The following is a 24,442-nucleotide window of genomic DNA, read 5'->3' as shown; positions in this document are numbered from 1 at the left end:
TCGAAGGATCTTCCGCACGGTCGGGCCGGCTACGAACCGAGCCCCTCGATGATGTCCACGAGCTCCTCCACCCGGTAGCCGTGGCGACGGGCGAACTCGACGAGCTCCCGCGTGCGCTGGACGACCGCGCCGCGGGCCGGGGTGCTGGCGACCGACACCCCGCGCCCACGCCGGAACTCGAGCAGGCCCTCGTCGCGCAACAGGCGGAGGGCGCGCAGCACGGTGTTGGTGTTGACGCCCAGCACGGCAGCCAGGTCCTTGGCGGGCGGGAGCCTGTCCCCGGCCCTGGCCTCGCCCTCGGCGACCGCACGTCGTATCTCGCCGGCGACCTGCTCGTAGAGGTCCGTCGAGTCCGTCTTGTCGATCTTGACGTGCAACATGGTGCTAGTAATAATAGCTTCATTGGCCAAGGAGTTCGCATGACCCTCACAGCTCCGCCCGGGCAGGCAGGCCCCCGCGACATCGTCTCCCCCCAGGTCGAGGCCGCCGTCATCGAGCAGGCCCGACGCCGAGCGCGCCGCAGGCGCGCGGCCACCGCCGGGACCATCGGGCTCCTGCTCGCGGCAGCGTTGGCGCTGTTCGCCTTGCGCGACAACCCACCCACTGGGCGGCCCAGCAGCGACGCAGGTGGGGAGCTCGCAGCCGTCGGACCCGGCCCCCGCTCGGCGCAGCTCGTCGACAGCTACGGGATCGTCCACGACGGCTGGGTCGCGGCGTACGCGGACGGACGCGTCATCTGGCACCTGGAAGAGGCCCCCTACGGGACGCTGGACAACCTGGCCGAACGGCGGCTCAACGAGGCCGGGATGGCCCGCCTCCGCGCCGGTGCCATCGACTGGACCGACTTCCTCACAGACCCAGCGAAAGCCCTGCCTCCCACCGCCTGGGCGGAGCCCTCCGCACGGCCCTACGTCCCCTCGTCCTACGCGGTGTGCCTGGAGTGGGTGGCGGCCGACTTCACGTCATCGCGGGCACTCGCCGTGAGGGAGCTGCCGAGGCCGGCCCGCGACGTGCTCGAGGGGCGCCCGCTTGCGCGCCGCGCGTTCACGAGCTGGCATGACCCGCCCGCCCCAACCTTCACGCCCCCCGTCTCCGCGTGGCACTGCGTCGAGGTGGACCGGGCAGCCATCACCGCCATGGCCGGGACCCGCACCATCGAGGAATGGGGCGGCACCTCGCGGGGCATCACGTTCTTCCAGTACCCGGACGGTTCCGCTGACGTCGGCCGAATCCTGCCCTTGCTACCCCACGGCGAGTTCGACCCGGCGGGCGGGTGACGCGTCAGCGACGACCGACGAACCAGGCCCTGATCTTCTCGACCCGGGCCACGACCTGCTCGGAGGTCGCTTCGTCCAGCGAGGGTCCACCGCAGGCTCGCCGCAGCTCGTTGTGCACGACGCCGTGCGGTGTGCCCTTCTTCCGGGCGTAGGCGGCCACCAGCTTGTTGAGCTCCTGGCGCTGCGCGGCCAGCGCCCGGTGCGCGGAGACCGGCTGCTCGGCCTTGCGCGGCCGGCGGGTGCTCTGGGCGGTCTGCCGCTCGTGCAGCAGCACCGCCATCTGGTCCGGCTCGAGCAGGCCGGGGAGCCCGAGGTACTCCTGCTCCTCGTCCGAGCCGGTCATGGCGTTGAGCCCGAACTGCTTGGCGTCGAACAGCACGTGGTCGAACTCGGCGTCCGACTCCAGCGCCTCGAAGGCCATCGCGTCGATGTCGGGCGTACGCGCCGTGCGGTTCGCCGCATCGATGAGGGCGTCCTCCTCGGCCCACATCGCGGCGGCGCTGTCGGACTCCTTGGTCACCCGGTCGAGGGCGTGGTCGCGCTCGTCCTCGAGGCGGGCAGCGTGCTCGAGGATCACGGGCACCGACGGCAGGAAGACCGAGGCCGTCTCACCACGGCGGCGCGCGCGGACAAAGCGCCCGACCGCCTGAGCGAAGAACAGCGGGGTCGACGTCGAGGTGGCGTAGACGCCCACGCACAGCCGTGGCACGTCGACACCCTCGGACACCATGCGCACGGCGACCATCCAGCGCGAGTCGCTCGCGGCATACTCCTCGATCCGCGCCGAGGAGCCGGCGTCGTCGGAGAGCACCAGGGTGGGCTTCTGCCCGGTCAGGGCCTCCAGGATCCGCGCGTAGGCGCGCGCTGCGGTCTGGTTCGACGCGATGACGAGGCCGCCGGCGTCCGGCACGCCGCGGCGCACCTCGGTCAGCCGCTTGTCGGCCGCCGCCAGGACCGACGGGATCCACTCCCCCTTGGGGTCCAACGCGGTCCGCCACGCCTGCGCCATGGAGTCCTTGGTGAGCATCTCGCCGAGCCGGGCGGCGATCTCGTCACCGGCCTTGGTGCGCCACCGCATCGCGCCGCCGTAGGCGAGGAACAGCACGGGCCRCACGACACCGTCACGCAACGCCTCGGCATACCCGTAGGTGTAGTCGGCGGAGGAGCGCCGGATGCCGTCACGGTCCTCGGCATAGGTCACGAACGGGATCGGCGACGTGTCCGAGCGGAACGGCGTGCCCGTCAGGGCCAGCCGGCGGGTCGCGGGCTCGAACGCCTCGCGGATCGCATCCCCCCACGACAGCGCGTCGCCGCCGTGGTGGATCTCGTCGAGGATCACGAGTGTGGGGGCGGACTCGGTGCGGGTGCGGTGCAGGGACGGCTTGCTGGCCACCTGCGCGTAGGTCAGCGCGACCCCGTCGTACTCGCTGGAGTGGCGGGCCGAGGAGTTCGAGAACTTCGGGTCGATGTGGAGGCCGACCTTGGCAGCGGCTTCGGCCCACTGGGTCTTGAGGTGCTCGGTGGGCGCGACGATCGTCACGGCCGAGATGGTGCCGCGGCCGAGGAGCTCGGTGGCGAGGCGCAGCGCGTAGGTCGTCTTGCCCGCGCCGGGCGTCGCGACCGCGAGGAAGTCGCGCGGATCCGCCTGCAGGTATGCCGTGAGCGCGGCCTGCTGCCAGGCGCGCAGCTTGTCGGCCGTCCCCCAGGCCGCCCGCTCCGGGAACGCTGGTGACAGGTGGGAGGCGGCGGCGGTACTCATAGGGCGGCCACGGTATCCGGTGCCGCGAGACGACATGCCGAGGCCCCGGCGTCTGAGCCGGGGCCTCGGGGGTGTGCTAGAGCGTGTCGCTGGTCGGCGGTCCGCTGCGGTGGGTCATCGCCTTGTCGGTCAGCTGCCTTGGCGGTAGGTCACCCAGGAAGTCTTCATGCGGTCCACCTGGTTGGGCGAGAACCTGTCCATGCAGGCGTCGTCGGTGTAGTCCATGAAGTTCGTGATCGGGTCCAGGCCGGGCTTGCTGGCGCAGCTGTCGCGTCCGGTCGGGCAGCCGAAGGCCGGAGATGCCTCGGCAGGGGTGTCCGCGACGTAGTCACCGTTGCCCGCACACCCGCCCTGGAACGTGTGGTAGAGCCCGGCCCAGTGACCGACCTCGTGGGTGCCGGTGTCACCGAGGTTGTAGGGAGCGGCATCGCCGTCCGGCAGGCTCTCGTCGAGGACCACGACGCCGTCCATCGCGTCGTAGCTCGCCTTCGGAAAGGTCGCCCAGCCGAGCAGGCCACCCGACAGGTTGGCGGTGTAGATGTTGAGGTCGTCCATCGACCCCTGTCGAAGCGCCGTCTTCATGGCGCGCTCGGCGCTGCTGCCTTGGGCGAGGTTGTACCAGGTGCTGTTGTCGGTGGTCGTCGTCCCAGCGAGCTGGAAGGTGAAGCCGCTGCCAGCCCACGCGTCGTTGAGCACAGCGACCTGCTTGCTGATCTGGGTCCCGCTCACCGCTCCGGCAGAGCCGCTGGTGATGACGTGGAAGTACACGTTCACGGCCGCCGACGTGAAGGGGGTGCCACCACCGGGCTTGCGGACCGAGCCGTTGGGGGCTTTGGTGTAGCCCTTGGCCGCCATCGCCTTGGCGAGGCTGGCCTCCATGGCCTTGGCCTGCGCGGCGGACAGCTCGTTGCCGTCCTTGCGGTTGCCACCCTGCGCGCTCCTGGCGGCGTTCACCGAGTCGGTGTGCGTGGCGCAGTCTGCGGCGACCGTGGACTCCCCGGCCATCGGTTGGGCGACAGCACTGCCCTGGCCGAGGCCGAGTGCGGCGGCCCCCAGCACCAACGTGGACAGGGCGATTCGAGAGCGAAGCAACATGTGCGTCCTTTCGCGGGTCACCACCTCCCGGGTTGGGAGGTGGCTCGACCTCGCACGCTAGGAGGCATCGCCCCTGCTCAGGGACGCACAAAGGTAAAGAGTCGTTCAGGCTTTGGGTCGACGCCGACGCTCGTCGGCTACTCGCCGCCGTCCTGCGGGGCGCGCAGCCCCTCGTAGATCTCCTTGCACGTGGGGCAGACCGGGAACTTCTTCGGGTCCCGACCGGGGATCCAGACCTTGCCGCACAACGCCACGACGGGATCGCCGGACAGGGCGCTCTCGAGGATCTTCTCCTTGCGGACGTAGTGCGAGAACCGCTCGTGGTCGCCCGGTTCCTGAAGCTGCTCCTCGACCTGCTCGCGCTCCAGCACGGCCGTCGTCGTGGAGGGCTGGGCCTGCGGGACCAGCGGGTCGTCCAGGGGGATTGGGGGCTCGCTCATCCCCCGAGTGTATGCCGGGTCGTGCTGCGGCTCAGTTCATCTCGGGGTCGGTCGGGAAGGTCGCCACGAACGCCAGGTGGTCACGTTGGCGACGCAGCACGCGGGTCCAGAGCTGCTCGGGGTCGTCGTCGAAGGCGTCGCGTCCCTCCGACTCCACGACGTACCAGCTGCCCGACGCGACCTCCTCCTCGAGCTGCCCCGGTGACCACCCGGCATACCCCGCGAAGATCCGCAGACCGGCCACCTCCGGCACCACGATCGCCGGAGGCGTGTCGAGGTCGACGAGTCCCAGCCCGCGGAACAGCCGCTTCACCCCGAGCGGTTCGACGTCCCCGGGGACCGTCACGAGTCCGAGCGCGCTGTCGAGGCCGACCGGGCCTCCCTCGAACAGCACCGAGGGCGCGGTGGCGTACGCCTGCCAGTCAGGCAGCACGACGTCCACCCGCGCATCCATCGGACGGTTGAGCACCACTCCCTGCGCGCCCTCCGCGTCGTGGTGCAGGAGGAGGACGACGCTGCGGCAGAACACCCCGTCCACGATCTGGGGCGTCGCGACGAGCAGGCTGCCCGACAGGTCGATGGTCTCCACGGTCCCATTCTGCCTGCCCCATGCCAAAGCCCCGGTCGCGGGGACCGGGGCTTCGACCATTCAGGTGATGCGGTGGTGGGTGATACGGGCCTCAGGCGCTGCGGCGATCAGCCACCGCTCGCGTCACCCGAGGGCCCGGTATGCCGCGTGGTTCAGCCCCGCGCTGCGCGCGAGTAGCTGGGGCGGTCACCGCGCGAGCCGCCGGAGCGGTCGTCACGGAAGGAGCGGCTGCCGCCACCCTGGCGCGGGCCGCGGGGGCCACCGCCACGGGGGCCGCCCTGGCCGGACGGGCGTCCGCTGCGCTTGTTGCCCTCGAGGACGCGGCGCACCTTGTCCTCGGGCACCGGGATGCCGCTGGGGGTCACGGCGCCGGTCGCCGCGAGGCGAGCGTCTCCGGGGATCGCCTTGGTCGGGACGGCGTCGATGCCGGCGTCCTTGGCCATCCGCTCCATGGTGCGGCGCTGGTGCGGCAGTGCGAGGGTCACGACGGTGCCCTTGTCACCCGCGCGAGCGGTGCGACCGGAGCGGTGCAGGTAGTCCTTGTGGTCGGCCGGCGGGTCGACCTGCAGGACGACGGAGACGTCGTCGACGTGGATGCCGCGGGCGGCGACGTCGGTGGCGACCAGGACCGGCAGGCTGCCGTCACGGAACGCGCCGAGGACGCGGTTGCGCGCACCCTGGTTCAGCCCACCGTGCAGCGCCGCGGCGAAGACACCCTGCTCGCGCAGCTGGAGGGCCACGCGGTCGGCACCGAGCTTGGTGCGCACGAAGACCACGGTGCGCCCCTCACGGTTGGCGACCTCGGCCGTGATCGTCTTCTTGTGCATCGGGTCGATGAGCAGCACGTGGTGCTCCATCGTGGTGACGGACGCCTTGGCGTCGTCGGTGGAGTGGGTCTTCGGGTCGGTGAGGTAGCCCTCGACGAGCTTGTCGACACCCTTGTCGAGGGTGGCCGAGAAGAGCATCCGCTGACCGCCGGCGGGCATCTGGTCGAGGATGGCGGTGACCTCGGGCATGAAGCCCATGTCGGCCATGTGGTCGGCCTCGTCGAGGACGGCGATCTGGATGTCGCGCAGCTGCACGGCCTCGCGCTCGATGAGGTCCTTGAGCCGGCCGGGGGTGGCGATGAGCAGGTCGACGCCGCGGTTCAGGGCGCTGATCTGCGTGGTGTAGGACAGGCCACCGGCGACGAGCTTGTGCTTCAGCCCGAGGACGTGCACCAGCGGCTCGAGGGCGTCGGAGACCTGCATGGCCAGCTCACGGGTCGGCACGAGCACCAGGGCCCGCGGACGACGGGGGGCAGCCTTGTCGCCGTCGGCGAGACGGGACAGCATCGGCAGGCCGAAGGCCAGCGTCTTGCCGGAGCCGGTCTGGCCACGGCCGAGGATGTCCATGCCTGCGAGGGCGTCCGGGATGGTCGCGGACTGGATCGGGAAGGGCGTCGTGATGCCGTCGCGGGCCAGTCGCTCGACGAGGCGCTCGCTGAGGCCGAGTCCGGCGAAGCCGTTGTCGGCGTCGACGGTCACGGGACCGTCGACCGTCTTGCGGGTCGCCTTCACCCAGGTGTCGGCTTCCATGCGCTCGGCCTCGGGGTCGACCTGACCCTCGAAGCTGCGGGCGGGCCGGTCGTTGCGGTCGAAGCTGCGGGCCGGGCGGTCGCTGCGGTCGAAGCTGCGGGCCGGACGGTCGCTGCGGTCGTAGCTGCGGGCCGGACGGTCGCTGCGGTCGAAGCTGCGCGGCGCGCGGTCATCGCGGTCGTTGCTGCGCGCGGGACGGTCGCTGCGGTCGTAGCTGCGCGGCGCGCGGTCATCGCGGTCGTTGCTGCGAGCCGGACGGTCGCTGCGGTCGTTGGTGCGAGCCGGACGGTCGTCACGGTTGAAACTGGTCACTCGGTGGTCCTCACGGTTGGTGTACTGACGGGGACCACGGCTGTCACTACGGTCACTGGCACTACGGTCACTGCGACGAGCCGGGCGGTCGTCACGGGTGGAGTCGCGGCGCGGCGGCCGGTCGTCACGGTTGAAGGTGCGGGCCGGACGGTCGTCGCGGCCGTAGGAGCGAGGCGCGCGGTCATCGCGGTCGTTGCTGCGCGCGGGACGCTCGCTGCGGTCGTAGCTGCGCGGCGCGCGGTCGTCACGGTTGAACGTGCGAGCCGGGCGGTCGCTGCGGTCGTAGCTGCGGGGAGCGCGGTCGTCACGGTTGAACGTGCGAGCCGGGCGGTCGCTGCGGTCGTAGCTGCGGGGAGCGCGGTCGTCGCGGTCGTTGCTGCGCGCGGGACGCTCGCTGCGGTCGAAGGTGCGCGGCGCACGGTCGTCACGGTTGAACGTGCGGGCGGGGCGCTCGCTGCGGTCGTAGCTGCGGGCCGGGCGGTCGGAACGCTCGGAGCGCTCAGGGCGACGGTCTCCGTCGCGAGCCGGCCGAGCGGCATACGAGCTGCCACTGGAGGGGGCGGATGACTGGCCGCGGTGGGCCTTCTTGGGGCCCTTCTTCGCGTCAGCCTTCTTTTCTGGGGTCCACCGGGCCTTTTTGGGCGCGCCGGATCGCAGGTTCTTGGGCACTGATATTCAACTCACTTCAGGTACTCGAGGTAGACACGTCTCGAGCGACCTGGCGAGGGCAACGAAGAAGACGAGCCTCAGGCCCGTGGGGCCCGTTGGACCGGATCAACAGTTGTCATCCGGTGGGACTGCAGTCGGAGTAGGGAATGCGTCTGTGGCGCCTATGCCACCTGATGGCGCTGCCAGGCGCCGCCGAACTGAGCCAGAGCAGTCTATCAGCGCCGCAGGGACCGCCCGACCACGACGGACGTGACCCCGAGCACCACGCCGGAGAGGTCCGCGACGGCATCCCAGGGGTCACCCGAACGGTTCGGGAGGACGTAGTGCTGGACGAGCTCGCTCACCGGTGCGTGCAGGGCCAACAACCCCACGAGGTAGGCCGGCCGCACGCCGGCCAGCAGCCCCGCCACCGTGGGCAGCAGGAAGAGGAGAGCGTGAACGACCTTGTCGCTCCACGTCACCGGGCCCTGGAGGTCGACCCGCGGCCAGTAGAGCGCGGCCACCTGGACGGCCAGCAGAACTGCAAGGACCACACCTGCGGACCTGCGCTGCGGGCCGACGACCATGGTCGCCGGTCCCGGGTCCGCGCTGAGCACGTCGGGCGACGAGCCCGCAGGAGTCGGGTCGTCGGGCGACGACCTAGCCAATGAACTCGGGCTCTTCCGCCATCCGACGGGTGGGGACCTGCTCGGGGGCCGTACCCAGCACCGCTGCCTTGACCGCGGCGGCCACGACCTTGGAGACGTCCGGGTGGAACACGCTGGGGATGATGTAGGCGGCGTTGAGCTCCTCGGGGTGGACGACCTCGGACAGCGCCTTGGCGGCGGCCAGCATCACGTCCTCGTCGATGGACGTCGAGGCTGCGTCGAGCAGTCCGCGGAACACCCCCGGGAAGACCAGGACGTTGTTGATCTGGTTGGCGAAGTCTGAACGGCCGGTGGCCACGACGGCGGCGTACTGGGCTGCTGCGATGGGGTCGACCTCGGGCTCGGGGTTGGCCATGGCGAAGACGATCGCCCCGTCGTTCATCGTGGCGATGTCCTCGCCGGTGAGGATCCCCGGGGCGGAGACACCGACGAAGACGTCGGCGCCGGCGATCGCGTCCTTGAGCGTGCCGGTGACGCCGCGGTGGTTCGTGTTGGCGGCCGACCAGGCCAGGGCGGGGTGCTGGCCCGACGCGATGTCCTCACGGTCGGGGTGCAGCACTCCGAGGTGGTCGGCCACCACGACATCGGTCGCGCCGGCCTTGAGCAGCAGCTTGAGGATCGCGGTGCCGGCGGCACCCGCGCCCGACATGACCACGCGGCATTCGCTGAGGTCCTTGCCGACCACGCGCAACGCGTTGCGCAGGGCGGCCAGGGTGACGATCGCGGTGCCGTGCTGGTCGTCGTGGAAGACGGGGATGTCCAGCTCGTCACGCAGTCGGGCCTCGATCTCGAAGCAGCGCGGCGCCGAGATGTCCTCGAGGTTGATGCCCGCGAAGACCGGGCTGATCGCCTTGACGGTGCGGATGATCTCCTCGGTGTCCTGGGTGTCGAGGCAGATGGGGAAGGCGTCGATGTCGGCGAACCGCTTGAACAGCGCCGCCTTGCCCTCCATCACCGGCAGCGCGGCCAGCGGGCCGATGTTGCCCAGGCCGAGGACGGCCGAGCCGTCCGTCACGACAGCGACGGTGTTGCGCTTGATGGTGAGGCGGCGCGCGTCCTCGGGGTTCTCCGCGATCGCGAGGCAGACCCGCGCGACGCCCGGCGTGTAGATCAGGGAGAGGTCGTCGCGGTTGCGGATCGGCACCTTGGACTCGATCTTGAGCTTGCCGCCCAGGTGGGCGAGGAACGTGCGGTCCGAGACCTTGCCGATCTCGACGCCGTGCACCCCGCGCATCGCCTCGACGAGCTCGTCGGCATGGGTGGTGTCGCGGGCAGCCGCGGTGACGTCCACGCGCAGCCGGTCGGCGCCAGAGGCCGTGACGTCGAGGCCGGTGACCAGCCCGCCGCCCTTCTCGATGACGCCGGTGAGCTCGGAGACCGCGGTGGCGCGGGCCGGGAGGGTCAACCGGACGGTGATGGAGTTGGACACGGACGGCGCTGCGCTCATGGTCGGCATTCTCCCGATTACCGAGGGGTATGCCGAACCGGTGCCGAATCGTGGCCAGCGACCCGCCGCCGCCGCAGGCCGAGAGCCAGTCGTTCCTCGACGAGCTCCTGTCCCCTCATTGCGAGCCAGCCGCACACCACGGCCAACGGCAGCTCGACGACCACGGCCATCGCCAGGGCGACCCACCGCTCCCCCGGCGTCGGCGCCGTCACCACGTCGAACCACGCGTCGGTCGCCAGCAGCGCAGCGGTCGCACCGGATGCGGCACCGAGCCAGCGGGCACGCCGCACCGCCGCCCACCCGGTCACCGCCAGCAGGATCAGCAGCGCCACGTCGAAGCCACCCCAGGCGAGGTCGAAGTGCGCCGCCGGCGCGGTGCCGGGCAACGCCACGAACAGGTATGCCGTCCAGGGCAGCATGAGGGCCGCGAGCGCGGCGAGCACCCAGCCGACGACGGTGACCCGACGAGCCCGGGCGCGCATCAGGCCGACGCTGTCGGGGCTGTCGGGGCCATCGCCCGCAGCAGGTAGCGCTCGTGCTCGATCTCGCGGCCCCAGAAGACGGTGTCGGTCAGCTGCACCACGACCGGCTCCCCCACCAGCTCGCCGACGAGCGCCGCGAGCTCGTCGGAGGGCACGCCGGCGCGCCACGGCAGGTCCGGCCCGCCGTCGGCGCCCTCCAGGCCCCAGCGTCCCTCGACCAGCACCAGCCGGCCGCCGGGTCGCAGCAGCCCGGCCCACCGGCGCAGTGCCTCCGTGGGGTCCGGAAGCGTCCACAGGATGTGCCGGGCGAAGACCACGTCGAAGGACCCCGGCTCGAAGGGCGGCTCGCTGGCGTCCGCAGCCGCGATCTCGATGGCCGACCCGAACGGTGCGGCCTTGGCCAGTGCCCGCCGCACCATCTCCGGCGAGAGGTCGATGCCACGCACCTGGTGGCCCATCTCGGCCATGAGCACGCTCATGGTGCCCGTGCCGCAGGCAAGGTCCGCCACCAGCGACGGGGTCGTGGGCAGCCAGGTGCGCAGCAGGTCCTTCCACGCAGCACGGATGTCGGAGTCGAGCAGCCCGTGGTCGGGGTAGTTGTCGTACTCGGCTGCGAAGTCGTCCCAGTAGCGGCGGATCTCGTCGGTGCTCATCGGCTCAAGCCTAGGCTGGACGCATGACAGGACACAGCGGGTCACACGTGGAGGTCACCGGCTCCGGCACCGCGTCAGCGGCGCCGGACGTGGTCCGCGTCAGGGCGGGGGTGCGCTGCGACGGCGACGACGTCTCGTCCGCACTCGCCGACGCGGGCAGTCGCGCACGGGGCCTGGCCCAGGCTGCCCGCGACCACGGCGTGGTCGATGCCGACCTGCGGACGACGGGCACCGGCGTCCACCCCCGGCACGACCGGGAGGGGGTCACGGTCGTCGGCTACACGGCATACCAGAGCCTGTCGGTGACGGTGCGTGACCCGGCGCTGGTCGGGAGCCTGGTCGAGGCGTTCGCCGGCGTCGCAGGCAACGCCCTCACCATCGACCACATCGGACTCGAGCTGGCCGACTCCGCACCCCTGCTCGCGCGGGCGCGCGAGGCCGCCTTCGCGGACGCCAGGGCAAAGGCGCAGCAGTATGCCGCCTTGGCCGGCCGCCAGCTCGGGAAGGTTGAGCGACTGTCCGATGTTGACCGGGGTGGAGCTCAGCCCCGGTTTGCCATGATGGAAGCCGGCAAGGCGGCAGACCTGTCCGTCGAGCTGGGCGAGAACTCGGTGACCGCGACCGTCGCGGTCCGATGGGAGTGGACCTAGAGATGGCTAGCACGACGCTGACGGCGGAGAACTTCGAGAAGACGATCCTGCAGGGCGGCACCGTCCTGGTGGACTTCTGGGCCGAGTGGTGCGGGCCGTGCAAGCGGTTCGGACCGGTCTACGAGGCAGCCTCCGAGCAGCACGCCGACATCGTGTTCGGCAAGGTCGACACCGAGGCCGAGCAGGCCCTCGCCGCCGCGGCGAACATCACCTCGATCCCCATGCTCATGGGTTTCCGGGACGGCATCCTCGTCTTCGCCCAGGCGGGCGCGCTGCCCGCACCCATGCTGGAGGACGTCATCGCCAAGGTGCAGGGCCTCGACATGGACGCCGTGCGCGCGGACATCGAGTCGCAGAAGGCCAGCCAGAGCTAGGCGCTCGCGTCGGCCCGCCTTGGCTGGGCCCTCGCGCCCGTGCGGTCAGCCCGGTCAGCGGTGCGCCGCCATCGGCGGGCCATGGGTGGTCGACCTGCTCGCCCACGACTGCAGGAGCAGCAGCCCACCCACGAGGATGCACAGCACCTCGGAGATCGCGGCGGCGTAGACGTAGAAGCCCTCCCACCGGTCGTGGATCCCCATGAAGCCCACCGTCGTGGCGAGGACGAACGCGCCCAGCGTGGACGCCCCGAATCCGAGGGTGAGGAAGGCCGGCACCCAGTGGTGCCAGCGCAGCAGCAGGACCGCGATGACCACCCCGGCCACGACGTTGACGAGGAACGCTGGTCCCACCGACTGGTGGCGCACCCCGCCGAACCAGAGCTTCAGGTGGTCCGCGGCCGACACGACCAGGGCCGCCGCACCCAGTGCTCGCCACACCATGTCACTCTCCTTCTCCCGGCCGTCCCCGCTCCGGCGTCCTGGTGGTGAAGACGGTCCAGGGCCGAGTCGCGTTCAGTGGTCGACGCGGTCAGTGGTCCCGGCCCTTGGTGGCGTCCGCAGGCGGACCGAACGCCGCGAGGAAACGGTCGCGGAACGCATCCATCGGCCAGCTGGGCGCGTCGGGACGGGGACGCATACCGTCCTGCCAGCCCCAGCCATGGATCCGCTCGGTCACGCGCGGGTCGTGGGCCACGATGGTGACCGGCACCCGGTGGCTGGCCCCGGGTCCTGAGACCACGCTCGAGGGCTGGTGGTCGCCGAGCAGCACGAGGACGAGGTTGTCGTCGTGGACCGTCCGCACGAACGACACGAGACTCTGCAGCGAGTAGGAGATCGACTCCGCGTAGGCCGCGCGCACGGACGCCGGGTCCCGCCAGGTCTGCGCCTTGGTCTGCGCCTGGGCGCGGATGGGGCCGAACACCGAGCCGTCTCCGACCGACGACCAGTCGACCATCCTCGGGAGCGGAGCCCACGGGACGTGGCTGGTCACCAGGTCGATCTCGGCCATCACCGGGGCGCGTGCCCCGCTCGACAGCTCCCGGTCGGCGAAAGCCTTGAGGGTGTACTGGTCCGGCATCGTCGCGTACCCGAAGGCCGGGCCGGCATACCCGACGTTCCGCGCGTCGTAGACCTGGTCGTAGCGGTAGAAGGACCGGGCCTGCGGCCAGTCGTGCCGGTTCGCGGGGACGTCGCCCACCGTGCGCCAGCCCGCGCGCTTGAACGCGCCGCTCAGGGTGAGCCGGTCGGTGGCGACGAGCTGGTCGTAGCGCCGCTGGCTGTCGACCCAGACACCCGACTGGAGGGTGGAGTGGGCCAGCCAGCTCGTGCCCCCGAACGTCGGTGAGACGAGCCAGGCGCTCCGCGTCGCGTAGCCGGCGGCACGCAGCTGGCTCGTCCCCCGGTCCAGCGTCGACGAGACCGACGCCGACTCCGGCGAGCCGGTGACCGCCACCTCGCCGTAGCTCTCCACGAAGACGATGAGGACGTCCTTGCCGCGCAACCCGGACAGCAGGTCGCCGGCCGGTGTCGCCGCGAAGGGGTCCCGCGCGACCGCGTGGGCGAACACCGCACGGTCGCGCACCGCCGCCCGAACCTGGCCCACGTGGTCGGTGACGAGTCCCACGGACGGCGTGGCCGCGAAGGGCAGGCCCGGGGCGACCTGGACGTTGCCGACCGCAGCCACGACCCACGCGGCGGTCACGACGACGAGTGCCGTGGCCCACCCGCGCCGGTGGCGGTCACGGTGAGCATCCAGCAGTCGCCCCAGGTGTCGTACCGACAGGGGGAACCCCACGAGCAGGCCGAGGACGAGGACCACCGCACCGATGGCGGCTGCGGTGGCGGCGGCCCTTCCCGCGGAGTCGTCGACCAGGCCGTAGGCGTAGGGCAGGTAGGTCCAGTCGGTCACGACGTCGAAGGGCCGGCTCAGGGCCGAGGTGAACGCGATGTCGAGGAGCTTGAACACCGTCAGGACGGCCAGCACCAGACCGCCCAGCAGGGCCACCCCGCTTCGCCAGCGGGAGGGCAGCACGAGCAGCATCGCGAGCACGACGACCGACTCGAGCGGCAGGCGCCCCAGCCAGTCGACCGGCCTCCCGATGGCGCCGTCCGGCGCGACGAGCACCACCCACACGACCAGGCCGGTCACGAGGGCGGCGATCGTCGCGGCGAGTCGCGCCAGGCGACGCCACCCCGACACGGGGGTCACTCGAGCGCCCTGGCCGGCTGGTTCGCGGCTTCATGACCCACGGCTGGGGCCGGGGTGGCGGCGCGACCGTCCCCGAGGAGCCCGGAGGGGCCGACCCGCCGCTGCCGCGACGGCCACAGCTCGGCGACCTGGGTGCCGAACGACCAGGCCAGGAGTGCGAGCGCCACGGCCAGGGCGGCCACGCACGCACCCCGCGGCAGCACCTGGGCCGTGACCACCGTGAGCACGACCCCCTGGAGCGCGGCAACCGCCTTGCGCGACCAGCGAGGTGGGACGGCACCACCGAGCCAGGGCGCCACCCAGGTCGCGGTCAGGAACCCGTAGCGAAAGGCCCCGATCGCCAGCACCCACCAGCCGACCACCACCGAAGCCGCCACGCTGAGGACGAGGATGAGGAAGGCGTCCACCTCCATGTCCATCCGCGCCCCCAGCGGTGTCTCCGTCCGACTGTGCCGGGCGACCCACCCGTCGACGGCATCGAGCACCAGCGCCAGACCCGCGATCGCCACGAGCATCGTGGGGTGCCCGTGTCGGAGGGGAGGCCCCTGCCCGAGGAGATGCGCGTGGCCCAGCAGGGACTGGGCGGTGAGCGCCGCCACGGCACACGCGAGCGTGGCCCGGGTCACCGTGACGTGGTCCGCAGGTCCCAGGCCTCGTCGACCCTGCCCCGCGAGCCCCCGCGACAGGAGGGCCAAGCCGACCAGCGCGCAGCCGAAACTGATGGCCACCGCTGCGCCGCCGACGGGTGCCGCCCAGCCGAGGGCGCCGAGCAGCACCAGCTGGGTGACCGCGCTGTCCACCGGGAGGGCTCGGAACGCGCGCACCACACCTCCTCTGTCACAGCGTCTGACCACTAGGACGGGCCAGGRCGTACCGGCGTTCACGGGACCCCGGAGCGGGCGATGGCTAGGGTGGGCTCGTGTCCGCCGCTGCCCGCGCGTACTGGCTGGCCGAACCCGGGGTCGGTGAGATCCGGCCTTCGGCGCTACCCGCCTGCGGACCGGGGGACGTCCTCGTTCGCACCCTGTACTCGGCCATCAGCCGCGGCACCGAGACCCTCGTCTTCGGGGGTCGAGTCCCACCGAGCCAGTATGCCGCGATGCGGGCTCCCTTCCAGGAAGGTGACTTCCCGGGGCCGGTCAAGTACGGCTACCTGAACGTCGGCGTCGTCGAGGACGGCCCGGCCCACCTCGTGGGCGCGACCGTGTTCTGCCTGTTTCCCCACCAGACGAGGTACGTCGTCCCGGTGGACGCCGTCGCGGTCGTGCCGGACGGCATACCTGCACAGCGCGCCGTGCTGGCGGGCACCGTCGAGACGGCGGTCAACGCCCTGTGGGACGCCGCTCCCCTGGTGGGTGACCGCGTGGCTGTCGTGGGTGCGGGCATGGTCGGGTGCTGCATCGCACGGCTGCTGGCACGGTTCCCCGGGGTCCGCACGACCCTGGTCGACGTGGACGAGTCCCGAGCCGCCGTGGCGGCCGCACTGGGCGTCGACTTCGCCGTCCCCGGAAGGGTGGAGCTGGGGGGTGCGGATCTCGTCTTTCACACCAGCGCGACCTCGGCGGGCCTCCAGCTGTCCCTGGACCTGCTCGCCACCGAGGGCGAGGTGGTGGAGCTCAGCTGGTACGGCGACCGCGAGGTGGGCATCGCCCTGGGCGGCGCGTTCCACTCACGCCGGCTCGGCATCCGTGCCAGCCAGGTCGGCATGGTCTCGCCGGCCCGACGCTCGCGGCGGCGCCCGGCCGAGAGGCTGGCCCTGGCCCTCGAGCTCCTGCACGACTCCGCCTTCGACGCCCTCGTCACCGGCCAGTCGGTCTTCGACGAGCTGCCGGTCGTCATGGCCGGCCTCCACGACGGGAGCCTTCCGGCGATCTGTCACCTCATCACGTACGACCAGGGGTAGACCGTGTTCAGAGTGACCGTGCGGGACCACATGATGATCGCCCACAGCTTCCGCGGCGAGGTCTTCGGACCGGCCCGGGCACTGCACGGTGCGACCTACGTCGTCGACGCGACCTTCCACTGCGACACCCTCGACGCGGATGGCATCGTCGTCGACATCGGTCGGGCTGGGGCCGCTCTGCACGAGGTGCTCGCCGACCTCACCTACCGCAACCTCGACGAGGACCCGACACTCGAGGGCACCAACACGACGACGGAGGTGCTGGCACGAGTGGTGGCCGACCGCCTGGCCGACCGCGTCCACGCCGGCAACATCGGCGACACGGCGCGGCGCGTCAGTGCCATCACCGTGACGCTGTCCGAGTCCCCCGTGGCGTGGGCCAGCTACGAGCGGACCCTGTGACCACGGTGCACGTCGTCGTCCCGGGCACCGTCGACGACCCGACGCGGCCGAGCGGCGGCAACACGTACGACCGCCGGGTCTGCTCGGAGCTGTCGGCGCTCGGCTGGTCGGTGCAGGTCCATGCGGTGCCCGGGCCCTGGCCACACCCCGACGCCCAGACCCGGGCGACCCTTGCCCAGGAGCTGGCCGCCCTGCCGCGGGACGCCGTGGTCCTGCTCGACGGACTGGTCGCGTCGTGCGCGCCCGACGAGCTCGTGCCGGCGGCGTCCAGGCTGCGGGTCGTCGTGCTCGTCCACCTCCCGCTCGGTCACCCGCCGCCGGTCCAGCCGCCGCTGGTCCAAGAGCCACCGGTCCAGCCGCCGCAAGGGGACCACGACGTCGCGGAGGGTGAGCGACTGGTCCTCGAAGCCGCCGCAGCGGTCCTCACCACCAGCGACTGGACCCGGCAGTGGCTGGTGGACCACTACCGCCTGGCTCCCGACCGGGTCAGCGTGGCCCAGCCCGGAGCCGACCGCGCCACCCCTGGCAGCGGCAGCCGGTCGGGTGCCGAGCTGCTCTGCGTGGCAGCGGTCGTCCCGGCCAAGGGTCACGTCGAGCTGCTCGACGCACTGACCGCGGTGGACGACCTGCCGTGGCGGCTCGTCTGCGCAGGAGCCCTCGACCTCGCCCCGGACCACGTCGCGCGGTTGCGCGCGCAGTGCCACGAGGCGGGGATCGCCGATCGGGTCACCTTCGTCGGTCCCCTCACCGGCCGCGACCTCGACCTGGCGTATGCCGCGGCGGACGTGCTCGTGCACGCGTCGCGGGTCGAGACGTACGGCCTGGTCGTCACCGAGGCGCTCGCCCGTGCGCTTCCGGTCATCGCGACCTCCGTGGGCGGCATCGCGGAGGCGATGGGCGCAGCCCCCGACGGCACGGTGCCGGGCCTGCTGGTGTCGCCCACGGAGCCGGGCGAGCTGGGCCGGGCGGTGCGGTCCTGGCTCGAGGACGCCGGCCTGCGCGAACGGCTTCGTGCGGCCGCCCGTGGACGCCGCATCACGCTGTCGCCGTGGTCGACGACGGCAGAGGCCGTCGCCTCCGTGCTCAGCGAGGTCGCGGCGTGACCCTCGCCGTCGGCATCCCCACGGGCCACGGGCACCCGCGCACCACGGCGTGGCGGGCTGGGGTGAACCCCGGCCACGCGGCATACGTCGATGTTTGTGCAGGCGATGTCTGTTCAGAACGTGCCCGTGGCCGACCCGACCAGACCGAACCGAATCAGGAGAGGCGTGCCTTGGGGATGACCCGACGCCACGACGAGTGGTCGCGCGAACCGCGCGTCCTGTCAGCCTTGGCGCTGCGCGTCGGCCGCTCCCCGGTGACCCATCGCGTCGGCGGCGCGGCCGTCCTGGGGTTCGTGGTCTGGCGGCTGGGCTTCGACTCGTCCCTCCACGCCCTCGGCGCCATCGACGGGTGGTCGCTCGGCCTCGCGGTGGTCCTCACCGCCCTCACGACCAGCTGCTGCGCCTGGCGGTGGAGCCTCGTGGCTGCCGGGCTCGGCACCCGGGTGCCGCTGCTGCCTGCCGTGGCGGCCTGCTACCGCTCCCAGTTCGTCAACACGGCGACCCCCGGTGGTGTGCTCGGGGACGTCCACCGCGGCGTGCGGCTCGGGCGCCAGCACGGCGACACCGGCAAGGGCGTCCGGTCGGTGTTCTGGGAGCGCAGCGCCGGCCAGGTCGTCCAGGCCGTGATGGCACTCGGAGCGCTGACGCTGCTTCCCTCTCCCGTGCGACCGCTCCTGGGTTGGGTGTGGTTCGTCGTCCTGGTGTCCGCCGTGTGCGGACTGGTCTGGCGGCTCAGCACGAGGCGGCGCAGGGCGGGGCTGCGGGCGAGGCGGCGCAGTGCGAGCCGGCGGCCGAACGGAGGGACGCGCGCGCTCGCCACGGCGACCTGGGCGGAACTTCGTCGAGCACTCTTCGCCCGACGCACCTTGCCGCTGGTCGTCGTGGCCTCGGGGCTGGCCGTGACCGGTCACGTCATGACCTTCGTGGTGGCGGCCCGCACGGCCGGGGCAACCGCACCGACGGCGCGGCTCGTGCCCCTCGCGTTCGTCGTCCTCGTCTCCATGGGGGTGCCCGTCAACCTCGCCGGCTGGGGACCCCGGGAGGGCGTTGCCGCCTGGGCCTTCGGGGCCGCTGGCCTGGGGGCGGACGCAGGCCTGTCCACCGCGGTGGTCTACGGCGTGCTGGTGTTCGCCGCCAGCCTGCCGGGGGCGGTCGTGATGCTCGTGGCGGGCCCGTGGCACGCCCGACGCGCCCGACGCGCCCCCGCGGAGAGTGCCGTCGCCGGCAGCCCACAGCTGGTCGCGGCCACCGGGGAGCCGGCGCGTGGCTGACCGTCCCTACACCCTGCTCAGCTGCAGCATCTCGATGGATGGCTATCTCGACAACGCCTCCGCGGGCCGGTTGCAGCTGTCCAACGCCGCCGACTTCGACCGCGTCGACGCCGAGCGGGCGGCCTGCGACGCCATCCTCGTCGGGGCCGGCACGATCCGCGATGACGATCCCCGGTTGCTCGTGCGCTCCGCCGATCGGCGTGCGGGACGTGTCGCGCGCGGACACCCGCCGTCGCCGACGAAGGTGACGGTGACGAGGGGAGCGCCGTTGGACCCCGACGCAGCGTTCTTCCGCGTCGGCGACGGTGAGAAGCTCGTCTACTGCCCCAGCGGGGCGGCGGCGATCGTGCGGCAGCGGCTGGGTGACGTGGCAACCGTCGTCGATGGCGGCGAGCCGGTCACGCTGCGCAGGGTCACCGAGGACCTCCACACCCGAGGGGTGCGCCGGCTCATGGTGGAGGGCGGCGGCTCGGTGCTCACCCAGTTCCTCACCGAGGACCTGGCCGACGAGCTCCAGCTGGTCGTCGCCCCCGTCTTCGTCGGCGACTCCCGCGCCCAGCGGTTCGTCGGCGACGGCGGTTTCCCGTGGTCGGAGGGTCATCGAGCCGCCCTTGCCGACGTGCGGCAGATCGGGGACGTGGCCCTGCTGCGGTATGCGCTCTCCCCACGGTTCCGCTCGAGCCGGTCGGACAGGTCCAGCGGGTCGGACGGGTAGAGCTGGACTGGCAGACTGCGCCCCATGACGTCGTGGTCCATCCAAGCCCTGGGGTGGGCAGGTTCAGCCCTGCTCATCTTCTCCCTGCTCCAGCAGCGCGTGCTGCGCTTCCGGCTGCTCAACCTCACCGCGAGCTGCACGCTCGTGGTGTTCAACGCGATGCTGCACGTCTGGCCGATGGTGGGCATGAACACCGTCACCGCCGGCATCAACATCTGGATGATCACCAAGCTGCTGCGCGAGCGCGGCGACGAGTCGGTCTACGAGGTGGTGGCCGTCGGTCCGGACGAGTCCTACCTCCAGCACTTCCTCAAGGTCCAGGGCAAGGACATCGCCCGGTACTTCCCCCAGTTCGACGCCGCCGACCTCGGGACCGGCCGCAGCGCCTACCTCGTCGAGCGGGGCAACGAGACGGTCGGGGTGGTCGTCGTGCGGGATGCCGGCAACGGTGTCGCCCAGGTGGAGCTCGACTACGTGACGCCCCGCTTCCGCGACTTCTCTCCCGGCGAGTTCGTCTACCGCAGCAGCGGGCTGTTCCGAGGCAAGGGCATCCGGCAGATCGTCACGCCCCCGGGCATGGTCAACCCCTACTACGCGCGCCTCGGCTTCCGCGAGGATGGCGACCACTGGGTCGCCGACCTGGCCTGACCCGACGCCACCGACCCCACCGCGCTCGTCTCCGAACCCTCCTCAGCGGCCTTGGGTCTCACGACGGACGGTGAGGAACAGCCGGTGCGCGGTGATCACTGCCGCCGCCCACGCGAGCCCCAACGCCCACCCGGCCACCACGTCGGTCAGCCAGTGGTGACCGAGGAAGACCCGGCTCAGGCCCATCGTCACGACGAAGAAGGCGCCGACCGCCACGGCCGCGAGGCGCCCCCACGCGGCGTCGAGGCGGCGCAGCAGGAGGTAGACGAGGATCGCCGTGAGCACGGTGGCGTTGAGCGTGTGCCCACTCGGAAAGCTCGGCGAGCTCTCGTAGGGCGGCACGGCGTCGGACAGGGGCGGCCGGGCCCTGCCGATCAGGGCCTTGCCGGTCGTCGTCATCGCCAGCGAGCCGGTCGCCGCGATCACCATGAGCACCAACGGAGTTCGGGACCTCCATCGCCAGACCATGAGCAGCGTCAGGACGGTCGTGACGATCGGCATCCCGATCGGCCCGCCGACATCGGTGTAGAGCGTGACCGCGTGGTCGAGTCCGGGCGTGCGCCACGCGATCGCCTGGTCGAGGACCGGTTGGTCGAGCCCGGCGATGCCGTCGGCCTCGACCACGGCCTCGTAGACCTCGGTCGCCACCGCCGTCAGAGCCACCGCTGCGGCGCCGCCCACCAGGGCGGTCACGACCAGGACGACGTGCGCTGCGCTCCACCGGGCGAGTCCGACCGCCCGCGGCACCACCCACGACGCCAGCCGGCGGCCGGCGGAGGTGCGCCAGTCGGTCAGGTCGCGGGACCCGATCCGCTCCTCGGCGGAGGTGTCGTCGCGCAACATCGGGCCATCCTCGCAAAGCCGGCCAGGCGGCATACCCACTGGCCTGCGGCGCTGCCGGTATGCCGCGTGGCCGGGCGTCGCACGCGGGCTCGCCCGCGCACCACGAAGGCCCGGTCGCGAACGACCGGGCCTCGAGGCTGAACTGCCGTGTGAACACCGCGGTGGTGGAGGTGGCGGGAATTGAACCCGCGTCCATTGACGGGAAACCAGGACTTCTCCGGGTGCAGTGCGCTGTGGATTTTCTCGGCCCCAGTGCTCGCACGCACACGTCCACTGACAGGCCCAGTCGAGTAAGAGTCCCGCGCAGCCCCTCGACATGACTGCGCAGCAAGTTCTCTAGTTGACGCCAGACACTGAGACGAGAACTAGCTCAGGCTGACGGACTTTGGAGCTCGCTCAGGCGGCGAGGGCAAAGTCGGTGCGCTTGGAATCGGCACCTATTGGTTTGCCAGGAGCGTTAACGAGATAACCAGGCATCCTCGACCCGCTTCCCCTGAAATGCCGACCAATGTCGAAACCGATCACCCCCGTGCTCCTGCGAGTGCAGGGGTGTTCACACGACCGCTGTTCAGTTGGTGTTGCTGTGGACCAGCCTACCGTCCAACAGCGACAGGCCCTCACGCATTTCCGGGTACGCCCGCTGTCGTGCTCGTGAGGACACGCCACAGCCCCCCTCAGGCTGGCCGGCTGAATCTGTCCAAGGTTTGTCCAATCTGTTTCACGACCACCCCCGAATCCCCTGCGCAGGGTCCGGATCCGCGGCCAGCGGTGACCGCAGTTCCGGGACCACCACACCGCAGTGGAATCCTGGAGGACAAGCATGTTCGCTCGACGCTTCATGACAGTGGTGGCGGCCTTCGGCCTCGCCGGCACGGCCGCCCTCGTCAGCGCCCCATCGGCCTCGGCGCACGGGTGGGACCAGTCCGCGACCGGCACCCGCAGCCTGGCCGCGGTGCTCGCCAAGGACGGTGCCGGCTTCGACCGGAACTGGAACGACTTCGACATCGTCGACAACGCGGTCACGGCAGTGCTGACCGCCAAGCCGGGTTCGGCCGTCGGGGTCCTGGCCGACGGGACGGTCGCCCTGACGGCGTTCCTGCCGACCGACAGGGCGTTCCGCAGGCTCGCGTCCGACCTCACGGGCAAGCACTACACCTCGGAGTCCGACGTCTTCGCCGACGTCGCCTCCCTGGGCATCGACACCGTCGAGGCCGTGCTGCTCTACCACGTGGTCCCGGGGGCCACGGTCACCTACCGCCAGGCGTTGCAGTCCGATGGCGCCGCCCTCACGACGGCGTCCGGTGGCATCGTGACGGTCGACGTCGTCGGAGGGTGGTTCGTGTCCCTCGTGGACGCCGACCCCACCGACCGCAACCCCTACGTGGTGCGGGCCAACATCAACAAGGGCAACGCCCAGATCGCCCACGGGATCTCGGAGGTGCTGCGACCGCTGGACCTCTGATCCCTACGACTGACCGGCCGCGGGCGCTGCAGCGGGCGTGCCCGCGGCCTGGTCAGCCCCCGAAGTCCTGGGTCCAGTAGTGGCCGTAGGAGCCGCCCCTCGCATGTCCGACGCCCAGCGCCGTGAAGGAGCAGTTGAGGATGTTCGCCCGGTGGCCCGAGCTGCCCATCCACGAGCGCATCACCGCCGACGCCGTGGCCTGCCCCGCCGCGATGTTCTCGCCGATCGTGCCGCCTGCGTAGCCGGCCGCCCGGATCCGGTCGGCGAAGGTCCGTCCGTCCTTGCTGGTGTGCGAGAAGTAGTCCTTGGCTGCCATGTCGGCGCTGTGCCCCTGGGCCGCCCGCTGCAGGGCAGAGCTCGTCCGCACCGGCCCGCACCCCGCCTTGGCCCGTTCGGCGTTCACGAGGGACAGGACCTGCCCGACGACGCTGGTTCCGGTCGCGGGCTTCGGGGTGGCCTTCGGTGTCGGTTTCGGGGTGACCCTCGATGTCGGCGTGGCTCGCGGCCTCGGCGTCCCCCTGGAGGGCGCGGGCGGGCGGGTGGTCGTCGTGGTGCTCGGCGACGCCGGGCGGGCGGCCGTGGTCCTGACGGCACTCGTCGTGGGGCCGGCGCTCGCGGACGACGCGGATCCACTGCGAGTGGGCACCCGGTCCTCGTCGGAGGACGCATCAGCGCAGGCGGCCAGGGCCAGTGCCGCGGCCGCCGCAAAACCACAGGTGCGGAGCAGGAGAGTGGGCAAGGAGCCCAACCTACGCCTCCTGCGCCACGTACTCGTCCCGGGCAGCGAGGATCGTGCTGACGTGCGTCTCGGCCCAGTCCGTCAGCACGGCGATCGGCCCTCCGAGGGACACCCCGAGGTCCGTGAGGGCGTAGTCCACCCGGGGCGGCACCTGGGCGAAGACGGTGCGCGTGAGCAGGCCGTCACGCTCCATCGCGCGGACCGTCTGGGTGAGCACCTTGGGCGCCACGCCACCGACGCGCGCGCGGAGCTCGGTGAACCGCAGCGGACCACCTGCGAGTGCGCCGATCACCAGCACGGTCCACTTGTCGCCGATCCGGTCGAGCACCACGCGGGTGGGGCAGTCGGGGTCGAAGGCGTTGCCCCGCTCCCCCTCGGACGTCTCCACAGCCCCTCGGACCTGCTTGGTAACCATGAGGTACTTATAGCACGTTGAAGTGCTCAGTTACCAATGGTTACTGTGCAGGGCAGACGACACCCACGACGTTCCATCCCACGGAAGGCATCACCATGAAGATCGCCCTGTTCGGCGCCAGCGGCATGATCGGCTCTCGCATCGCGACCGAGGCCATCTCCCGCGGCCACGAGGTCACCGGCTACACCCGCAGCAGCTCCCCGCTCCCCGACGGCACCGTTGCCGCCACGGGCGACCTCGCCGACGAGACGGCCGTCAAGGAGGCCGCCACCAGCCACGACGTGGTGGTGTCTGCCACCGGTCCGAGCCGCACCGGGGGCAGCCATGAGCCGTGGCTGGCCGCGGTCCAGAACCTCGTCGACCACGCCAGCGGCGCACGGGTGATCTTCGTCGGAGGAGCCGGCTCACTCCTCACGCCGGACGGCACGCGCCTGCTCGACTCACCGGGCTTCCCCAGCGAGTACCTCGCCGAGTCCCGCGCCGGCGCCGCCGCGCTGGACATCTTCCGGGCTGCGCCGGACGACCTGGACTGGACGTTCTTCTCCCCCGCCCCGGTCATCGCCCCTGGCGAGCGCACCGGCACCTACACGGTGGCGCAGGACGCCCCCGCGGGCGAGTCCATCAGCGCCGAGGACTACGCGGTCGCCCTCGTCGACGAGCTCGAGCGCCCGCAGCACCGTCGCCAGCGCTTCACCGCCGCGAGCTGACGGGACCGAAGGCGAGGCGCGGCGCGACCCGGCGGCACCCCAGCAGGTATG

The 24,442-nt window shown here is 71.7% G+C and carries 27 protein-coding genes and 1 other RNA gene; 11 read left to right on the top strand and 17 right to left on the bottom strand.

Annotation, left to right across the window (positions count from 1 at the left end; translation table 11 throughout):
• Positions 1 to 29: 29 nt before the first annotated feature.
• Positions 30 to 380 carry a GntR family transcriptional regulator gene (locus tag AC1DVZ_RS02085; RefSeq protein ID WP_477616529.1) on the bottom strand — a complete coding sequence of 117 codons (351 nt, stop codon included), beginning with the start codon at positions 378 to 380 and terminating at the stop codon, positions 30 to 32.
• A 39-nt stretch (positions 381 to 419) separates the two neighbouring features.
• Here AC1DVZ_RS02085 and AC1DVZ_RS02080 point away from each other — a divergent pair, with 39 nt between their 5' ends.
• Positions 420 to 1,277 carry a hypothetical protein gene (locus tag AC1DVZ_RS02080; protein WP_477616528.1) on the top strand — a complete coding sequence of 286 codons (858 nt, stop codon included), beginning with the start codon at positions 420 to 422 and terminating at the stop codon, positions 1,275 to 1,277.
• A 4-nt stretch (positions 1,278 to 1,281) separates the two neighbouring features.
• On the opposite strand, the gene AC1DVZ_RS02075 is transcribed toward AC1DVZ_RS02080, so the two are convergent.
• From AC1DVZ_RS02075 to AC1DVZ_RS02035, 9 genes are all read right to left on the bottom strand, one after another.
• Positions 1,282 to 3,036 (bottom strand): DEAD/DEAH box helicase, encoded by a 1,755-nt coding sequence (locus AC1DVZ_RS02075; RefSeq protein WP_477616527.1) that lies wholly within the window; start codon positions 3,034 to 3,036, stop codon positions 1,282 to 1,284.
• A 129-nt stretch (positions 3,037 to 3,165) separates the two neighbouring features.
• On the bottom strand, positions 3,166 to 4,131 hold the full coding sequence (locus AC1DVZ_RS02070) for a zinc metalloprotease (protein WP_477616526.1): 966 nt from the start codon (positions 4,129 to 4,131) through the stop codon (positions 3,166 to 3,168).
• A 137-nt stretch (positions 4,132 to 4,268) separates the two neighbouring features.
• Positions 4,269 to 4,571 (bottom strand): DUF3039 domain-containing protein, encoded by a 303-nt coding sequence (locus AC1DVZ_RS02065; protein WP_477616525.1) that lies wholly within the window; start codon positions 4,569 to 4,571, stop codon positions 4,269 to 4,271.
• Positions 4,572 to 4,602: 31 nt separating this feature from the next.
• Positions 4,603 to 5,160: a YqgE/AlgH family protein gene (locus AC1DVZ_RS02060; protein WP_477616524.1), complete on the bottom strand. Its 558-nt coding sequence runs from the start codon at positions 5,158 to 5,160 to the stop codon at positions 4,603 to 4,605.
• 152 nt (positions 5,161 to 5,312) lie between these two features.
• Entirely contained in the window at positions 5,313 to 7,718 is a 2,406-nt protein-coding gene (locus AC1DVZ_RS02055; protein ID WP_477616523.1) for a DEAD/DEAH box helicase, read from the bottom strand.
• A gap of 215 nt (positions 7,719 to 7,933) precedes the next feature.
• Positions 7,934 to 8,365: a VanZ family protein gene (locus AC1DVZ_RS02050; protein ID WP_477616522.1), complete on the bottom strand. Its 432-nt coding sequence runs from the start codon at positions 8,363 to 8,365 to the stop codon at positions 7,934 to 7,936.
• Positions 8,358 to 9,812: an NAD-dependent malic enzyme gene (locus tag AC1DVZ_RS02045; protein ID WP_477616521.1), complete on the bottom strand. Its 1,455-nt coding sequence runs from the start codon at positions 9,810 to 9,812 to the stop codon at positions 8,358 to 8,360. The genes AC1DVZ_RS02050 and AC1DVZ_RS02045 overlap by 8 nt, the downstream gene beginning before the upstream one ends.
• A gap of 17 nt (positions 9,813 to 9,829) precedes the next feature.
• Positions 9,830 to 10,294 carry a hypothetical protein gene (locus tag AC1DVZ_RS02040; protein WP_477616520.1) on the bottom strand — a complete coding sequence of 155 codons (465 nt, stop codon included), beginning with the start codon at positions 10,292 to 10,294 and terminating at the stop codon, positions 9,830 to 9,832.
• Positions 10,294 to 10,947, bottom strand: coding sequence for a class I SAM-dependent methyltransferase (locus tag AC1DVZ_RS02035; protein ID WP_477616519.1), 654 nt, complete (start codon positions 10,945 to 10,947; stop codon positions 10,294 to 10,296). The genes AC1DVZ_RS02040 and AC1DVZ_RS02035 overlap by 1 nt, the downstream gene beginning before the upstream one ends.
• A 23-nt stretch (positions 10,948 to 10,970) precedes the next feature.
• On the opposite strand from AC1DVZ_RS02035, the gene AC1DVZ_RS02030 reads away from it, so the two are divergent.
• Positions 10,971 to 11,597 carry an SIMPL domain-containing protein gene (locus AC1DVZ_RS02030; RefSeq protein ID WP_477616518.1) on the top strand — a complete coding sequence of 209 codons (627 nt, stop codon included), beginning with the start codon at positions 10,971 to 10,973 and terminating at the stop codon, positions 11,595 to 11,597.
• Positions 11,598 to 11,599: 2 nt separating this feature from the next.
• Positions 11,600 to 11,971, top strand: a complete 372-nt coding sequence (locus AC1DVZ_RS02025) for a thioredoxin family protein (protein ID WP_477616517.1) — start codon at positions 11,600 to 11,602, stop codon at positions 11,969 to 11,971.
• A gap of 54 nt (positions 11,972 to 12,025) precedes the next feature.
• On the opposite strand, the gene AC1DVZ_RS02020 is transcribed toward AC1DVZ_RS02025, so the two are convergent.
• From AC1DVZ_RS02020 to AC1DVZ_RS02010, 3 genes are all read right to left on the bottom strand, one after another.
• Positions 12,026 to 12,415 carry a hypothetical protein gene (locus AC1DVZ_RS02020; protein ID WP_477616516.1) on the bottom strand — a complete coding sequence of 130 codons (390 nt, stop codon included), beginning with the start codon at positions 12,413 to 12,415 and terminating at the stop codon, positions 12,026 to 12,028.
• A gap of 88 nt (positions 12,416 to 12,503) precedes the next feature.
• Positions 12,504 to 14,183, bottom strand: a complete 1,680-nt coding sequence (locus AC1DVZ_RS02015) for a CDP-alcohol phosphatidyltransferase (protein WP_477616515.1) — start codon at positions 14,181 to 14,183, stop codon at positions 12,504 to 12,506.
• Positions 14,180 to 15,007: a CDP-alcohol phosphatidyltransferase family protein gene (locus tag AC1DVZ_RS02010; RefSeq protein ID WP_477616514.1), complete on the bottom strand. Its 828-nt coding sequence runs from the start codon at positions 15,005 to 15,007 to the stop codon at positions 14,180 to 14,182. Before AC1DVZ_RS02010 ends, AC1DVZ_RS02015 begins: the two co-directional genes overlap by 4 nt.
• Before the next feature lie 95 nt (positions 15,008 to 15,102).
• Between AC1DVZ_RS02010 and AC1DVZ_RS02005 the strand changes: the two genes are divergently transcribed.
• From AC1DVZ_RS02005 to AC1DVZ_RS01980, 6 genes are all read left to right on the top strand, one after another.
• Entirely contained in the window at positions 15,103 to 16,086 is a 984-nt protein-coding gene (locus AC1DVZ_RS02005) for a zinc-dependent alcohol dehydrogenase (RefSeq protein ID WP_477616513.1), read from the top strand.
• A 3-nt stretch (positions 16,087 to 16,089) separates the two neighbouring features.
• Complete coding sequence (locus AC1DVZ_RS02000; RefSeq protein WP_477616512.1) at positions 16,090 to 16,488, top strand: 6-pyruvoyl trahydropterin synthase family protein; 399 nt, start codon at positions 16,090 to 16,092, stop codon at positions 16,486 to 16,488.
• Positions 16,485 to 17,591 (top strand): glycosyltransferase family 4 protein, encoded by a 1,107-nt coding sequence (locus AC1DVZ_RS01995; RefSeq protein WP_477616511.1) that lies wholly within the window; start codon positions 16,485 to 16,487, stop codon positions 17,589 to 17,591. Before AC1DVZ_RS02000 ends, AC1DVZ_RS01995 begins: the two co-directional genes overlap by 4 nt.
• Positions 17,592 to 17,767: 176 nt before the next feature.
• A complete protein-coding gene (locus AC1DVZ_RS01990) occupies positions 17,768 to 18,862 on the top strand; it encodes a lysylphosphatidylglycerol synthase transmembrane domain-containing protein (RefSeq protein ID WP_477616510.1) in 1,095 nt (364 codons plus the stop codon).
• The gene (locus AC1DVZ_RS01985) at positions 18,855 to 19,577 is read left to right on the top strand and encodes a RibD family protein (protein WP_477616509.1); all 723 of its coding nucleotides are present in this window, start codon (positions 18,855 to 18,857) and stop codon (positions 19,575 to 19,577) included. Before AC1DVZ_RS01990 ends, AC1DVZ_RS01985 begins: the two co-directional genes overlap by 8 nt.
• A 24-nt stretch (positions 19,578 to 19,601) precedes the next feature.
• Positions 19,602 to 20,225: a hypothetical protein gene (locus tag AC1DVZ_RS01980; protein ID WP_477616508.1), complete on the top strand. Its 624-nt coding sequence runs from the start codon at positions 19,602 to 19,604 to the stop codon at positions 20,223 to 20,225.
• Between the two features lie 42 nt (positions 20,226 to 20,267).
• Here AC1DVZ_RS01980 and AC1DVZ_RS01975 read toward each other — a convergent pair whose 3' ends face one another.
• Both AC1DVZ_RS01975 and ssrA read right to left on the bottom strand, forming a co-directional pair.
• Positions 20,268 to 21,068: a phosphatase PAP2 family protein gene (locus AC1DVZ_RS01975; RefSeq protein ID WP_477616507.1), complete on the bottom strand. Its 801-nt coding sequence runs from the start codon at positions 21,066 to 21,068 to the stop codon at positions 20,268 to 20,270.
• A 162-nt stretch (positions 21,069 to 21,230) separates the two neighbouring features.
• Positions 21,231 to 21,597: a transfer-messenger RNA gene (gene ssrA, locus AC1DVZ_RS01970) on the bottom strand.
• A 291-nt stretch (positions 21,598 to 21,888) separates the two neighbouring features.
• Between ssrA and AC1DVZ_RS01965 the strand changes: the two genes are divergently transcribed.
• Entirely contained in the window at positions 21,889 to 22,530 is a 642-nt protein-coding gene (locus AC1DVZ_RS01965; RefSeq protein WP_477616506.1) for a fasciclin domain-containing protein, read from the top strand.
• A 52-nt stretch (positions 22,531 to 22,582) separates the two neighbouring features.
• Here the strand turns inward: AC1DVZ_RS01965 and AC1DVZ_RS01960 are convergent, their stop codons facing one another.
• Positions 22,583 to 23,269 (bottom strand): CAP domain-containing protein, encoded by a 687-nt coding sequence (locus AC1DVZ_RS01960; RefSeq protein WP_477616505.1) that lies wholly within the window; start codon positions 23,267 to 23,269, stop codon positions 22,583 to 22,585.
• 10 nt (positions 23,270 to 23,279) lie between these two features.
• A complete protein-coding gene (locus AC1DVZ_RS01955; protein ID WP_477616504.1) occupies positions 23,280 to 23,684 on the bottom strand; it encodes a winged helix-turn-helix transcriptional regulator in 405 nt (134 codons plus the stop codon).
• Between the two features lie 95 nt (positions 23,685 to 23,779).
• Here AC1DVZ_RS01955 and AC1DVZ_RS01950 point away from each other — a divergent pair, with 95 nt between their 5' ends.
• Positions 23,780 to 24,391 (top strand): NAD(P)-dependent oxidoreductase, encoded by a 612-nt coding sequence (locus AC1DVZ_RS01950; RefSeq protein ID WP_477616503.1) that lies wholly within the window; start codon positions 23,780 to 23,782, stop codon positions 24,389 to 24,391.
• Positions 24,392 to 24,442: the final 51 nt, after the last annotated feature.

The sequence above is a fragment of the Pedococcus sp. P2_E5 genome (genome assembly GCF_056403895.1).
This window is presented reverse-complemented; position numbering and strand designations above follow the sequence as displayed.

Bases quoted from the DNA above. Each gene is read 5' to 3' on its own strand.
- AC1DVZ_RS02080 (WP_477616528.1), top strand. From the start codon at position 420: ATGACCCTCACAGCTCCGCCCGGGCAGGCAGGCCCCCGCGACATCGTC.
- AC1DVZ_RS02030 (WP_477616518.1), top strand. From the start codon at position 10,971: ATGACAGGACACAGCGGGTCACACGTGGAGGTCACCGGCTCCGGCACC.
- AC1DVZ_RS01955 (WP_477616504.1), bottom strand. From the start codon at position 23,684: ATGGTTACCAAGCAGGTCCGAGGGGCTGTGGAGACGTCCGAGGGGGAG.
- AC1DVZ_RS02035 (WP_477616519.1), bottom strand. From the start codon at position 10,947: ATGAGCACCGACGAGATCCGCCGCTACTGGGACGACTTCGCAGCCGAG.
- AC1DVZ_RS02040 (WP_477616520.1), bottom strand. From the start codon at position 10,294: ATGCGCGCCCGGGCTCGTCGGGTCACCGTCGTCGGCTGGGTGCTCGCC.
- AC1DVZ_RS02070 (WP_477616526.1), bottom strand. From the start codon at position 4,131: ATGTTGCTTCGCTCTCGAATCGCCCTGTCCACGTTGGTGCTGGGGGCC.
- AC1DVZ_RS02085 (WP_477616529.1), bottom strand. From the start codon at position 380: ATGTTGCACGTCAAGATCGACAAGACGGACTCGACGGACCTCTACGAG.
- AC1DVZ_RS02045 (WP_477616521.1), bottom strand. From the start codon at position 9,812: ATGAGCGCAGCGCCGTCCGTGTCCAACTCCATCACCGTCCGGTTGACC.
- AC1DVZ_RS01980 (WP_477616508.1), top strand. From the start codon at position 19,602: ATGACGTCGTGGTCCATCCAAGCCCTGGGGTGGGCAGGTTCAGCCCTG.
- AC1DVZ_RS01965 (WP_477616506.1), top strand. From the start codon at position 21,889: ATGTTCGCTCGACGCTTCATGACAGTGGTGGCGGCCTTCGGCCTCGCC.
- AC1DVZ_RS02065 (WP_477616525.1), bottom strand. From the start codon at position 4,571: ATGAGCGAGCCCCCAATCCCCCTGGACGACCCGCTGGTCCCGCAGGCC.
- AC1DVZ_RS02020 (WP_477616516.1), bottom strand. From the start codon at position 12,415: ATGGTGTGGCGAGCACTGGGTGCGGCGGCCCTGGTCGTGTCGGCCGCG.
- AC1DVZ_RS02025 (WP_477616517.1), top strand. From the start codon at position 11,600: ATGGCTAGCACGACGCTGACGGCGGAGAACTTCGAGAAGACGATCCTG.
- AC1DVZ_RS01950 (WP_477616503.1), top strand. From the start codon at position 23,780: ATGAAGATCGCCCTGTTCGGCGCCAGCGGCATGATCGGCTCTCGCATC.
- AC1DVZ_RS01990 (WP_477616510.1), top strand. From the start codon at position 17,768: ATGACCCGACGCCACGACGAGTGGTCGCGCGAACCGCGCGTCCTGTCA.
- AC1DVZ_RS01975 (WP_477616507.1), bottom strand. From the start codon at position 21,068: ATGTTGCGCGACGACACCTCCGCCGAGGAGCGGATCGGGTCCCGCGAC.